The 14,767-nt window shown below is 34.6% G+C and carries 9 protein-coding genes; 7 read left to right on the top strand and 2 right to left on the bottom strand.

Translation table 11 applies throughout. The features are described 5' to 3' along the window. Positions 1 to 55: 55 nt before the first annotated feature. Positions 56 to 2,287, bottom strand: a complete 2,232-nt coding sequence (locus tag ABWH96_RS21105) for a GAF domain-containing protein (RefSeq protein ID WP_375579463.1) — start codon at positions 2,285 to 2,287, stop codon at positions 56 to 58. Positions 2,288 to 2,400: 113 nt separating this feature from the next. Between ABWH96_RS21105 and ABWH96_RS21100 the strand changes: the two genes are divergently transcribed. The 7 genes from ABWH96_RS21100 (at position 2,401) to ABWH96_RS21070 (ending at position 13,676) form a co-directional block, all read left to right on the top strand. Next, positions 2,401 to 3,828, top strand: coding sequence for a DASH family cryptochrome (locus ABWH96_RS21100; RefSeq protein ID WP_375579462.1), 1,428 nt, complete (start codon positions 2,401 to 2,403; stop codon positions 3,826 to 3,828). Between the two features lie 206 nt (positions 3,829 to 4,034). Continuing rightward, entirely contained in the window at positions 4,035 to 4,451 is a 417-nt protein-coding gene (gene rhuM / locus ABWH96_RS21095) for a RhuM family protein (protein WP_375579461.1), read from the top strand. Positions 4,452 to 4,508: 57 nt separating this feature from the next. Beyond that, complete coding sequence (locus ABWH96_RS21090; RefSeq protein ID WP_375579460.1) at positions 4,509 to 5,654, top strand: hypothetical protein; 1,146 nt, start codon at positions 4,509 to 4,511, stop codon at positions 5,652 to 5,654. 74 nt (positions 5,655 to 5,728) lie between these two features. Beyond that, complete coding sequence (gene tpiA, locus ABWH96_RS21085) at positions 5,729 to 6,490, top strand: triose-phosphate isomerase (protein ID WP_375579459.1); 762 nt, start codon at positions 5,729 to 5,731, stop codon at positions 6,488 to 6,490. 130 nt (positions 6,491 to 6,620) lie between these two features. Beyond that, positions 6,621 to 7,469, top strand: coding sequence for a 50S ribosomal protein L11 methyltransferase (prmA, locus tag ABWH96_RS21080; protein ID WP_375579458.1), 849 nt, complete (start codon positions 6,621 to 6,623; stop codon positions 7,467 to 7,469). Then, a complete protein-coding gene (locus ABWH96_RS21075) occupies positions 7,466 to 12,259 on the top strand; it encodes a hypothetical protein (protein WP_375579457.1) in 4,794 nt (1,597 codons plus the stop codon). Before prmA ends, ABWH96_RS21075 begins: the two co-directional genes overlap by 4 nt. Before the next feature lie 34 nt (positions 12,260 to 12,293). Next, the gene (locus ABWH96_RS21070) at positions 12,294 to 13,676 is read left to right on the top strand and encodes a dipeptidase (protein ID WP_375579456.1); all 1,383 of its coding nucleotides are present in this window, start codon (positions 12,294 to 12,296) and stop codon (positions 13,674 to 13,676) included. 50 nt (positions 13,677 to 13,726) lie between these two features. Here the strand turns inward: ABWH96_RS21070 and ABWH96_RS21065 are convergent, their stop codons facing one another. Continuing rightward, a complete protein-coding gene (locus tag ABWH96_RS21065) occupies positions 13,727 to 14,767 on the bottom strand; it encodes a sodium:calcium antiporter (protein ID WP_375579455.1) in 1,041 nt (346 codons plus the stop codon).

Below are 14,767 nucleotides of genomic sequence, written 5' to 3'. Positions count from 1 at the left end.
CTACATTTATCTAAGGATTGCTCTTATTAATAGTTGGAGCGGAATTGAATGCTTTTTAAGAAATACCTAAATCTCGTTTTTGTTTCTCAAGTGAGGCTTTTAATTCTGACTCGTTTTTTTGAAGTTTTTCAATTAAAGATTTTTTTAATTCTTTTTGATAGGCTTTTAATTCATCTAGACCACCTTCTCCAGCACTTTTAATTTTCCCTTCTATTTCTTCTAATTGCTGAATTAAAGCTTCTTTTTCTTTTACTAAAGCCTCTAATTTTTGATAAACTTCGGTAATATCAAATGCAAATTTCACCATTTTGGTAATTTCACCATTTTGATTTCTTATGACTGTGTAAGAACCTTTAATCTGTATTCTTTGTCCATTCTTACTGTAGCGTTCGAAAATCCCATTTTGGATTTTTCCTGCTCTTAAGTTCTCCCAGAATAGTTGATAATCCTCTGAACTGGCATATTCATCACTTACAAAAATTCGGTGATGCTTGCCTTTGATTTCATCAACTGAATTGTAGCCGAATAAATCAATAAAAGTATCGTCAGCAGTTATAATCTCACCATTAGGAGTAAACTCAATATAGGACATACCGCTTTTCTCAATAGCTATAAGACGCTCATTATTTTCTTTTTGAGAGCGCTCCATCTCTTCTTGAGTTGCCTGCAGTTCCTCCATGTTTTGGCGCATTTCCTCCTCCTGAGCACGCATTTCCTCCGTCATCTGTTGAGAGTCTTCCAATAATTTATTGGTTCTCTCATTAATTTTAACAGACTGTACTGAGGAAGCAATGTTTTCGCCTACATCTTCAATAAATTTTCTTTCATTTTCAGTAAACTCAGTGAAAGTTCCTATTTCAATAACACCATAAACAGTATCATTGGCAATGAGCGGAACTATAAAAATGCTCTTTGGAGTTGCTTTCCCTAAGCCGGAGGTGATAGTAATATAATTTTCAGGCAATTCTTTCATGTAAATGGATTGTTTTTCAAGGTATACTTGTCCAACCAATCCTTGCCCTGCTTGAATAGTTTTCTCTAAAAATTTCTTTCTATCATAAGCATAAGTTGCGGTCAGATGAAGCGCCTCTTCTCCGTTTGCATCTTCATCTACTATAAAAATACTTCCTTGATTGGCGCTGAGGTAATTTACCATAAAGGTGATAACATGATCACTCAGCTCACTTATGTTGTTGTTGTATTTCCTTAATATATCCCCAAATTCAGCAGAGCCTTTATTGGTCCAATTTCTGATTCTGGCTTCTTCCGATACATTTTTCAGACTATCACGCATTTCTGCTAGGGATGAACCAATATCTCCTTGATTGTTGAAAACTGAAATGTCACTATCGAAACTACCTTTTCCTACTTCCAAGGCAAAGTTTTTAACATTCGCTAAATTGCCAGATAGTGTGTGTATTTCTTCTAGAATAATATCAAATTCGTCATTAGTTTTTGCTTTTGTTTCTGGGATGTTGCCTTCGCTGAGGATTTTAACTTCGCTTTGTAAGGCATCAATACTCCCTTTAATTTGTTTGCGGGCAAAGCGGTAAAATATAAAGCATAAAACAATTGATAATATGACTATGATTGATTCAATTATTACAAACCTATCTCTAGCCGCAAAAATTTTATCACCAATTGTTAAAGATTCCTGTTCCAAATTTGAATATAAAAGTGCCGCCTTCTCATCGAATTCATCGCTTAAAGGCTTTAAATTATCTGCGTATAAATTCCCATTAGGATTGTTATTAGAGCTTTGGTTGTTTAATTCATCATCTATCCAATTTTGAAGGTCATTCGTATCGTATATAGTATCACCTTCCATGTCTGTGTAGTCATAAAGTGATAAACTGATGTCTCCACCTCCAAATTGGGCATTACTCATCACCTCCGCTTGTTTATTTCGAATCCTATCACCTAACCTGTTGAGCTTTTCATATATAATGATGTTTTCTGGATTACCCCAATAAGCTTTCAAAGAGTCAATGCTGTCTTTTGTTGCTTGAACTTCTTTTTCCCAAATCTCATCTAGCTCATTTTTTAATTTTTCATCTCCAGAAAGCAAGTAATTTTGTAATGTGACATTGGAATGACGCACTCCACTTTTCATAGCATCCACGTACATACGGGAAGGTTGCTTATTTTCTAAAATATCATTCCCCATCACCATGATATTGGCGATTTGTGAAAGCGTAATAAAAACAACAATTACTATTAACAGTGCCATACTGCCATAGCCGATTATCATTCTACTTTTAATGGAATTGAAATTAATTTTTTTCATGTTTTACGCTTTCTGTTTCCAAGTGTCAATTTATCTTTTATCGGCTTAATTAAAAAGCTTCAAACATAAATTTTGAGCAATGAGTTATGATGACAGATTAAAATCTGTGTAAAATGAAAAAAAGGCATCAAAAATCACTGATTTGGTTTCGAAAAAATCTAAGATTGGAAGATAATGAAGCTCTTTGGGAAGGAATCAAGAATTCAGAACGATACCTTTTGCTCCATATTTTTGATGAAAAAGACTGGCAAGAAAACCCATTAGGAATTAGACGCTCCTCTAACATTAAATTGAATTTCGAATGGCAATCAGTTTTGGATTTAAAACAAAATATTGAGAAAAAGGGAGGTAAATTATTAATTCGAAAAGGCAATCCAGTGCAAATAATTCAATCACTTTTGGAAGAGTATAATTTTGATGGATTGTTTGCTCCGAAGGAATCTGGCACTGAAGAAATTCAAGATGAAAAAGCAGTTGAAGAACTATTTATAAAGCATAAATCCGTGGTACATTTTTATGCTCAATCTACTCTTTTTCATGAAGATGATATTCCATGGCCGATCGGGAAGTTACCAGATATTTTTACTCAATTCAGAAAAGAAAATGAGAAGCAAACCGAAGTCAGAGATTTAGTTGAATCACCTCAAGAGTTAAATAATTCTATTTCAGTAAATCAAAACATTGAGTTTTCAGATTTAGGAATACAAAAAATTGAAGTAGATAAAAAATCAGTTTTAGATTTTCAGGGAGGAGAAAGCAAAGCATGGCAGCGATTGAGCCATTATTTTTGGGAAACAGACCAACTCAAAGAATATAAATACACTAGAAATGGACTATTAGGGGAAAGTTACTCTTCCAAGTTTTCTCCTTGGCTAGCTTTAGGATGTGTTTCGCCTAGATCCATTTATTATCAGGTAAAGCAATATGAGAAGGAACGAAAGAAAAACCAATCCACTTATTGGATGGTTTTCGAACTGATTTGGAGAGATTATTTTCATTTTGTCTTGAAGAAGTTTGGTGCTCAGCTATTCCAAAAAGAAGGCATAAAAGGAAAAAAAGTAGATTGGAAATGGGATTTACAACTTTTTGATAAATGGAAAAATGGTGAAACAGGAGTGCCTTTTATTGATGCCAACATGAGGGAATTAAATGCTTCTGGTTTTATGAGTAACCGAGGGAGGCAAAATGTAGCAAGCTTTTTGGTAAAAGATTTGGGATTAGATTGGCGAATGGGAGCCTGGTATTTCGAGCATCAATTAATTGATTATGATGTGGCTAGCAACTGGGGAAACTGGGCGTATGTAGCTAGAGTAGGAAATGACCCAAGAGAAAACCGCTATTTTAATATTCTGAGCCAAGCCAAAAAATATGATGGTAAAGGAGAGTATATCAGATATTGGATTCCGGAATTGAAAGAAATTGAAGGCTTCAACATTCATAGAGTATCCTTAGTGAATGAGGTAGATTTTGAGAAACTGGATTCGATTATTCCTGAAATTTATTTGAGACCAGTAGTGGATATGGGGAAGTGGGAATATTAGATTGAGTAATAATTTAATCAATGTGCCATTATTAATTTGGTTAAATTCTTTTTCTTAGTTTTGTTTATGTCAACTGAAAGAATTTAACCATGGAAAATTGTCTCACTCCAAATAAAAGTAATTTTTTATTGTATGTTTCCCAAAGTGGTGAATTAAAGGTAGATGTGCTTTTGCATAATGAGACTGTTTGGCTCACTTAAGAAGCTATGCAAGAGTTATTCGAAAAAACTAAATCAACCATTTCTGAGCATATTACTAGTGTTTTTCAAGAAGGTGAGTTAGAACGCAATTCAACTGTTCGGAAATTCCGAAAAGTTCAAATAGAAGGCACTCGTGAAGTATCTCGTGATTTAGAATACTATAATTTAGATGTCATTATTTCTGTTGGCTATAGAGTGAAATCTCAGCGAGGAACTCAATTCCGAATTTGGGCTACAAAAGTATTAAGGGAATACATCATCAAAGGATTTGCCATGGATGATGATAGACTTAAACAGGCCTCTTCTCAATTCGGGAAAGATTATTTTGAGGAATTGCTTGGACGTATCAGAGAGATTCGTGCAAGTGAAAGAAGATTCTATCAAAAAATCACGGACATTTATGCTCGATGTAGTTTTTTATGAAAATTCAAAAGGAGAGAAAAGATAAAAATAAAAGTTGAGAATTGGAGTTCTTTATTAATGAAATTAATTTTAAATATATTCTTAATAGGAATCATTGCCTCATGTGACCATAGTAAAAAAGATGAATCCGACTCACCGTTAAAACTGACAATTTCATCCCATATCGATACCGATAAGCCAATAAATCAGGAAATAATTGGAACCCTTAGGAAGTTTTTAGAGACTAAGAATAAGTCGCTTTACGAAAATAAATATTGGTATAAACCTGACTTTGGCACCTATATTTTTCCTTATTCTGATATTTATAATATTGAGCATAAAGACTCTATTCAAAATTTCTATCAGCCAACTTTGATGGAAATTGTGGACACAGATGAAGAGCATAAAAAGCTTGCTAAAATAGCTTTTATAGGACACGATGAGATTAATAATGAGAATACGATAAAAGCTATTTATAATATAGTAGCAACCAAAACAAAAGGTAATATTGTGTTTAGTAATCCCCTTGGATACTTCACCAAAGATTGGGACAAAATTCAAAAAGGAAGTATTCAATATGTTGTTTCTCCTCAAAAAGAATTCGATGAAACAGAAGCACAAATGCAATTGGAAGCAATTGATAAAATCAGTGAGTTTTACAGTATTGACCCTTTGCCAATCACTTATTACTCATGTGTTGGCTTAAAAGAGCTCTTTGTAATCAAAGGCTTTGATTACAAACCCACCATGTATATAGACGGTGGAGGTGGTTTAGCTGAACGCCATAATATTGTTTTATCAGCTAATAATACTGAAGTGTACACGCACGAAATTGTTCACCATTATAATTTAGTATTATCATCCTCCACCCATAAGTTAATAGAAGAAGGAGTAGCCACTTATATCGGTGGGACTCGGACCTATTCTTATTCTTGGCATAAAGAGAATCTCAAAAATCATTTAAATTCTAATCCAGATATTGATTTATCAAAATATTTGAAGCCATTTGAAAGGGTATTTGTTGGTGATACCTCAATTCCTTATATGGTGGGTGCCTTGATTTGTGAAAGGACTTTTAGGATTTATGGTAAAGAACATTTATTTGTATTAATAACTGGGGGTGTAGGTTTTTGGGAGTTATTAAGTGAAGTGGGCTTAACAAAGGAAAATTTAGATGCTGAACTGAAAAAGGAACTACAATTGCTGCCTACTTTGTGTATGTAATCTACTATCCCTTAGCTTTATGCTCAAATCTTCTTATTTTTGTTTTTTAGCCTATAACAAAATTTGAAAATAAAATGAGACAGAAAATAGTAGCAGGAAACTGGAAAATGAATAAAACTTTAGTAGAAGCGCAATCATTGACTTCTGAAATCGCCAATATGGTGGAAGATGAAGGGCCTTCTGATGTTAAAGTAGTAATTGCTCCTCCAGCTCCATTTATATATGCAGTTGAAAATTTAATTCCTGAGATGGGGCAAATTGTTTTGGCAGGGCAGAATTGCCACCTAGAAGATGCTGGTGCATTCACCGGTGAAGTTTCTGCTCCTATGCTGAAATCATTAGGTGCTCAGTATGTGATTTTGGGTCATAGCGAAAGAAGACAACATTTCTCTGAAACAGATGAAGAGTTAGCGAAAAAGACAGATAACGCATTGAAAAATGACTTGAAAGTAATTTTTTGTTGTGGCGAGCCTTTGGAAATCAGAGAGGCGGATACTCAGAATGATTATGTAACCAAGCAATTGACCAATAGCTTATTTCATTTATCTGCTGAGCAATTCAAAAATATCGTTATTGCTTACGAACCAATTTGGGCAATTGGAACAGGCAAAACAGCTAGCTCTCAACAAGCTCAGGATATGCATAAAACCATTCGTGAGCATATTGCCTCTAAATTTGGTCAAGATGCTGCAAATGAAACCTCTATTTTATATGGAGGAAGTTGTAAACCTGATAATGCGAAAGAACTTTTTTCTCAACCTGATGTTGATGGTGGTTTAATTGGCGGTGCTTCTCTTAAATCAAGAGATTTCACTGATATTATTAAATCATTTTAGATAGAACTTTTTAAGAAAGTTATGTTTTGCCCGCCTGAGCAGACAGGTCTTCACAAAACGATAAAACGCCTGTGAAGGCACAGGCGTTGGCGGGAATTTTTTACAGCTTAAATGGAAGTAAATTTAAATAATGAGCTATATATCTTTAGAAGTAAATTGTCAGGAAGATTTTATTGAAATTTTCATGGCAGAGTTAGCAGAAATTGGGTTCTCTACCTTTCAAGAAAAGGAAGATGGAAGAGGGCTTTTTGCTTATTCAGATGAAAACCAAACCATAGAAGCTTCTCAAATTGAGGAGCTTTTTCAGCAATATGAAAGCTTGACTTCCGTAACATATGAGTTGGGCTCTGTAGAAAAAGAAAACTGGAATGCAGATTGGGAAAAAAATTATCAGCCAATTGAAGTGGAAAACAAAATTTTAGTGCGAGCAGATTTTCATCCGCCAAATCCTCAGTTTCCAATTGAAATAGTGGTTACTCCTAAAATGTCGTTCGGCACAGGTCATCATGAAACTACTTATCAAATGCTGAATTTGATGCATGATATGGATTTAAAAGATGCAACTGTTTTAGATGCTGGCTGTGGAACAGGGATTTTAGCTATTTTAGCAGCTATTAAAGGAACCAAAAACGTAGAGGCTTATGACATTGATGAATGGGCAGTTGAAAATACTATTGAAAATTTTTCCTTAAATTCAATCGATAATTCAAAATTCAAAGTCTGGAAGGGAGAGGTTCAATCTATTCCTCAAATGGCGGAGTATAATTTGATTTTAGCCAATATTAATAAAAATATTTTATTAGCAGATATTCAACATCTACAAAAATATATCAAAAAAGATGGATTTTTAATGTTGAGTGGGTTTTATGAAAATGATATTCAAGATATTTTAAATGAATGTGAAAAATTTTCGTTAGAACTTGTCAATAAATCCGTAAGGAACCAATGGTCTGCACTTTTGCTTAAGAATAATAAATGAGAATTTTTTTCATCACCATATTAACTTTTTGGAGTTCCTTTTGGGCGATTTCTCAAGATGAAGCTAGTACAGAAGATGCTGCTGAACCAGATTTTTTAAAGTCTGTTCAAATGGATTTAGCTCAATTAAATTCGGAAAAGGGAGAAAGTGTATCTCTATTTTTTCAAAATTATTGGAACCAGGATAATTTATTTACTCAGCAAAATAAGGCTCAAATAAAAGAGATTTACAATCAAATGAAATCTGACAATCTTTCAGTAAGAGATTTCAGAGTACCTTTTATTAGCACTTTATCTGGAGCTTCATCTAATCTGAAAGATCCTGCTAAAGCTATCAATACATTTTTAGTAATAGCCAAAAAAGCATATGAAGAGCTTGAAACCAATCAATTCAAATCAATTTTAAGAACTACGGAACAAATTCTAGAAAAGAAAGCTATTTTCTATAGTCGTTATTATCAAGTTGCATTTTCAGGTGGAAGTGTGAGTTTCGAATGGCCAACCGAACCTGAAGTAACAGTTGAAATAGATGAAGAAGAAACTGAAAGCGAGTGGGGTTCTGAATCTAATGATGATTGGGACAGTGAAGATGACAGCGGCTGGGGTGATAATGATGCATGGGGAGAAAGTGATGATGCCTGGGATACTGAAGCGACTAATGATACTGAACAGACTGAGGACGAAAATACCTCAAGTGTGGACTTATCGGTTTATAGTGAACCTATGCCAGTCCTAGAAGGGCCAATCGTAAAATTGAAGAATATAAATCTGAAATTCTTAAATACTACCGATTCAATTAAAATAAATGATGTTTCAGGAAGCCTTGAGCTTATGGGCAATACTTTTGTTGCTGAAAGTGGTATTTTAACCTGGGAGCATTTAGGTAAATCTCCTCAAGAATTGAATGCTGAATTGTCAGAATTTACATTTGAAGTTAATGAAAAAGAATTTTCTGCAGAACAAGTCACTTTGAATTACCCAGAAATATTAAAGGAACCAGTAAAGGGCTTTATTGATTTTAAAGCTGAAAGTAACTCAAAAGGAGAAACAAACTTTCCTTTTTTCCAATCTTATAAATCAGGCTATGATTTAAATTTCGTAGATGTGAAGGGTCTATACTTAACTGGTGGAATAACCTTGAAAGGAACTACTTTGGGTACTTCTTCTATGGATAATAGCCTTAGCACATTGGAGTTACAAGGTACTGCAGTTAAAAAATTCAGAGCGGAATCTCGTGAATTTATTTATGCTGATAGCTCATTCACTTCAGAAGTTAGTAGTGTTTCACTTTATCAAAGAAAAGACTCAATTTACCATCCTGGTTTAAGCCTCAATTACAGTGTATCTGAAAACACATTAAACCTCCTGAAAAATAAAGGTAATTTTAAAAATGCGCCATTTTACGCCAGCTATTTTAATATGGATTTCACTGCGGATAAACTTAGCTGGGATATGGATTCATCGGTTGTTGATATCTCAATTCTGATTGCAGGAAATAGGGTGCCAGCTCTATTTGAATCCGCAGAATATTTTAATGAATATAGATACAATAGTCTTTCGGGATTGTATAAGTTTCATGCTTTACAAGTGGTAGTTAATTACAGCAGAACTGCAAACAGAAACACTTTTTATACGAATGAAATTGCTGAAAAAACTGGAATAGATGAAAGAAAGTTAAGATCGGGTATGAAGTTGTTGATGCAGAACGGTTTTATTAAATACGATGTCGTAAGCGGTAGAATTGATATGTTAAACAAAGCCTTTCATTACGTAGATTCTAGGTGGGGTAGAAAAGATTATGATAACGTTCAAATTTCATCGGTTTCTTCAGGAAGGCCAAATGGTAAATTAAATCTTGATAAAGGAACGCTGGACATATTCGGAGTAGAAGAATTTATCATTAATGACAAACTGGGAATAAGTGTAGAGCCCGATAGCGGAAGAGTGGTATTGAGAAAAAATCGTGATGTGCAATTTGATGGAACAGTATATGCAGGAAATTATCAGTATATAGGAGAGGAATTCAAGATGGATTATGACAGTTTTCTGATTTCTATGCCAAAAATCGATAATATTAAATTCAACTTGGCAACTGGTGATAACAATAAACAATCAAATAAAGAGCAAATCCAAAATCAATTAGTGGAAACTGCTGGGGTTTTATACATTAACGAACCTAATAATAAATCTGCTCAAAAAGAATTTCCGAAATACCCTATTTTTAATGCCACTAAGGGCGCCACAGTCTATTTTCTTGGTGAGGAGATTTTAAATGGAGTTTATGATCAAAGTCTTTATTTCATAATTCCTCCATTTGAGATCGATTCTGTGAGTAGTTCAGACCCCAATTCAATTGCCTTTGACGGTATATTTCATTCGGGAGAAATTTTCCCAGAGTTTGAAGAAAAGTTAAGAGTAATGCCTGATAAGTCTTTAGGATTTAATCACCCTTTACCAGAGGAGGGTATAGACTTACTGGCAGGTGAAGCTCAATTTTACGGGACGATTAAACTGGATAATCAAGGCTTAAGAGGAGGGGATAAAATTGAATATTTGAGTTCTACCATAAAGTCTGACAACTTTACTTTCTTTAAAGATTCTATCACTGCAACTGGTACCTATGCTTCTATCGAGCCAGGGGATTGGGAAGGAGTGTCTTATCCTCAAATGGAAATTTTAAATTTTGATATGCGATGGCTTACTGCAAAGGATAGCCTTTATATGGCGAATCGCTCTGAACCTTTCAAAATGTATGATGAAACAGCCTCCTTAGAAGGCAAAACCATAATATCGAAAAAAGGACTGTTTGGTCTTGGTGAAATGACTACAAGAGGCTCAAATACTTCCTCTAAAGAATTTAGTTTTGAAGAGCAAAGTTTTTCTGCCAGACATGCAGATTTTAGAATTGAATCCACTGATACTATTCCAGCTTTATCAGCTGATGATGTTAGGTTAGATTTTGATTTTCAGGCTAATACGGCAACTGTAAATCCTGAGGTAGAGGGTGATGCCGCATTGGATTTTCCATATGCAAGTTATAAAACCTCTATTCCTTCAGCATTGTGGAAACTTGACGAAAAAATTGTTGAGATGACCAAACCTACTGATATCAATATTAATAATTCCTATTTCTATTCCACTAATCCAGATCAAGATTCATTGGTCTTTAATGCTACAAAAGCAGTATATGACATTGAGAGTCAGGTATTGAATGTGTCTGGTATTCCTTATATTACAGTTGCTGATGCACAAATAACACCTAGTGGTGGAGAGGTGATAATTGGGGAGAATGGGAAAATTAATAAATTATATAATGCAACCTTAAAGTTGGACACCTTAACTGGCTATCATAACCTGTACGATGCTGAAATTGATATCATTTCAAGGAATAAATTTGAGGGTAACGCTACCTATAGATATGTAAACTCGATAGGCGATACTTTTTCCATTAAAATGGGTGAATTTAGTTTACTGCCAGCCCCAAAAGATGAAAAATTAAGAACAGTATCTTCAGGAGTTGTCCGAAAAGAAGATAGAATGTTGATTAGTCCGGGGATGTATTATAAAGGTGATGTAACCATGTATGCAGATAGGCCTGCTTTAGAGTTACAAGGTTATATTCAACCAGATCTCCAGGATATCCCAAATTACGATACTTGGATTGCCTACAAGAGCGATGGAAGTGCAAAAGAAGTTGTAATAGATTTTGACAATAGCACTACTGAAATGGGAGAACCTCTACAAGCCGGTATACATTTCGATAATGTAAATAATCAACTCTATGCTACCTTTATGAATGAAAAGAGGGATTTCTCCGATGTTGATTTCTTTAAACCAAGTGGATTGCTTACCTATAGTGCTTCTAAAAATCAATTTGTAATAGAAGACAAAGGAAGAAAGGCTGGGATATCCTACGCTGGGAAATATTTTGCCTACAATGAAAAAGATCAAAAATTGGAATTTGAAGGGCCTTTTCAATTCATGGAGAGCCGAAAAGAGGCTGAATTTAAATCGGCTGGCTCTGGCTCAGGTGATTTATTAAGTCAAGAATTTATTTTCAATTTAATGATGACAATAGAGTTTGACTTACCAAATGCTTTCACTTCTACAATCGGGCTAGATATGTTAGAAGTTGTGCAGCGTCTTGGCTTGCCAGAATCTACAAAGGATTTAGATAGGTTATTATCTAAATTAGCTGAAATAGCAGGTAATTCAACAGCTAAGCGTTATGAGGAGAATATTTTTAACGAATATATTCCACTTAATTCCTTATCCTCTGATTTGACCAAAACCTTAGTGTTAAATAATATAGATATGAAATGGTCAGATGAGGAGCAATCCTGGTATAGCGTTGGTAAAATAGGACTATCTAATACAGGGGCGCAAGATATAAATGCAAATATTGATGGCTTCATTGAGATTCAGAAATTAGAAATGGGAACAGCAATAAAGTTGTTTCTTCAAGTCTCACCTTCTTGTTGGTATTTCTTTCATTATGAGGAAGATAGGTTAATATTTTTCTCTTCTAATGAAGAAGCAAATGAGCTAATTGATAACAAATCCAAAGCGGAAAAAGCTAAATTCGGTGATTTTGTATTTTTAACTGGAGATAAATTGGAAGTAACTAACTTCATAGAGGATTACCGTAAAAGATATTTTGATATTGATGCGCCTTATTATTTAGAAATGGCAAGTGAGGCAAGTAGTGCAGCGGGTGTTCCTGCCAATAATTCACCAATCCCTACGCAAGATGCCCCACCTGAAGATGACGATGATGACGATGGTTTTTAGATTTAATTATATTACAATTCATAAATATTCATAAATGATAACTAAAGAAGAAACAGGGAAATATTTAAACGAAAACAAACAAAGGTTTTTAGATGAGCTTTTCGATTTACTAAGGATACCAAGCGTAAGTGCTGATCCCAAATTTAAAGGAGATGTAAAGAAAGCAGCTGAATTTATGAAGGCTAAGTTTAAAGAGGCAGGAGCTGATAATGTTGAAGTGTGCGAAACCGCTGGTCATCCAATAGTTTATGCTGATAAACTTATAGATCCTGAACTACCTACAGTTTTGGTTTATGGTCACTATGATGTGCAACCAGCTGATCCTTATGAGCTTTGGGATTCCGAACCTTTTAACCCAGTTATAAAAGATGGTAAAATAGTGGCGAGAGGTTCGGCAGATGATAAAGGCCAAATGTATATTCATGTGAAAGCCTTTGAAATGATGATGAAAAACGGAGGGGTTCCCTGCAATGTTAAATTCATGATCGAAGGTGAAGAGGAAGTGGGATCAGAAAATCTGGAAATTTTCATAGCAGAAAATAAAGAGAAATTAAAATCGGATGTTATAGTCATTTCAGATACTTCCATGATTGCAAACGAACATCCTTCTATGGCTGTAAGTTTGAAAGGGATCAGTTATTTGGAAATTGAAGTTACAGGTCCAAATAGAGATTTGCACTCGGGTGTTTATGGTGGTGCTGTTGCTAATCCAATCAATGTATTAGCTAGAATGATTACTTCACTTCAGGATGAAAATAGGAAAGTTACTGTTCCTGGTTTTTACGATAAGGTTTTGGAATTGACACAAGCCGAAAGAGATGAAATGAATAAAGCCCCTTTCAACTTAGATGATTTCAAAAAGGATTTGAATATTGACGATGTAGAAGGAGAAGCTTCATACAATACTTTGGAGAGAATGGGTATTCGCCCTACTTTGGATGTAAACGGAATTTGGGGTGGTTATATAGGTGAAGGTGCTAAAACGGTATTGCCGTCAAAAGCGCATGCAAAAATCTCTATGCGTTTGGTTCCAAACCAAAATCATCATGAAATCACAAAGCTTTTTAAGGAGCATTTAGAAAGTATTGCTCCTAAAAGTGTAAAGGTAAAAGTAACTCCTCATCATGGCGGAATGCCTTATGTTACACCTACTGATACTGATTCCTATAAGGCAGCAGAAAAAGCTTTTGAAAAAGTATGGGGTAAAAAGCCAATTCCAACACGAGAAGGAGGAAGTATCCCTATTGTTTCTTTATTTAAAGATATTTTGGGCTTAGATAGTATTTTAATGGGCTTTGGTCTGAATTCAGATGCTATTCACTCGCCTAATGAAAGCTTTGGTGTTGAGAATTATTTAAAAGGAATTGAAACTGTTGCTTTATTTCATCAATATTTTGCTGAGTTAGGCAAAAGCTGATCAAACTTGAAATATAATTGAGCCTGTTTCTTATGGAAAACAGGCTTTTTTTATTTAATTACTACAGAGGTAATTCCTAATGTCTCTAATACCATCCAAACTACAAAAACTACATAAAGAACTAATAGAACTAACCCTTCCCATCTAACTAAGGCTAGGTTTGTCCTTAGAAAAATGAACATAATAATTGTAATTAGCGCAAGGAACAACATCAGAGGAGCCGCTACTGTAAAGTTTACAACCGCAGTCCCAGCAATTAGAACCCCAACGGGAACAGCTACTAATAAATCAAAAATATTGCTGCCAATAACATTCCCTAAACTTATGGAGCCTTTAAATTTCCGAGCAATTTTAATACTCACAACAGCATCAGGTATGCTAGTGGCACCCGCTACAATTGTAATTCCCCAAATGAAATCAGGGGTATTAAAAAATTCTCCTAAGAATATGGCGCCACTTACTAGACCTTCTACACTAGCCACAATTAAAATTAGACTTATTATAAGCTTAATCCAGTCCTTTCTTATATTTATTGTTCCTTTATCAACTCCCAAAACAGCTCGTTTTCCATGGTCTCTTCTGTAATCTCTAGTTTCCATTCCTTGGATGAAAAGATAAAGGCCATAAAATGCAATAGGAATCCAAGCAATCCATCTAGTCATTGTCCCTTCCATATTGTTTGGAGTAACTACTATTGGATAATATATATAGGCAAGGGCAAAAGTTATAAAGAGAATAAAAACTGAAATTATATAGTACTGCGTATCCTTATAAATTAAACTTAAATCTGCAGGCATCCTTTTGACTATAACTGCCGAAATTCCTGGTATAACCAAAATATTGAAAATGGCAGAACCCACAATTGCTGATACTCCCAAATCAAATTTCCCATGAAGTAAAGTAGACAAAACCGTGGCAGCTAATTCTGGAAAACTCGATCCTACTGCAGTAATAATTGTACCTTGAATTAAAGGGGGTAACCTATAGTAATCTGAAAGCTTTTCTGATGATTCTTCGAGTAGACTACCGCCTTTCCAAACCGCAAAAGTAGAAATTGTAATGATTCCAATATAAAGTAATAGTTCTCCCAT

It is taken from the genome of Marivirga tractuosa, from assembly GCF_042140215.1.
GTDB classification, from domain to species: domain Bacteria; phylum Bacteroidota; class Bacteroidia; order Cytophagales; family Cyclobacteriaceae; genus Marivirga; species Marivirga tractuosa_A.
This window is presented reverse-complemented; position numbering and strand designations above follow the sequence as displayed.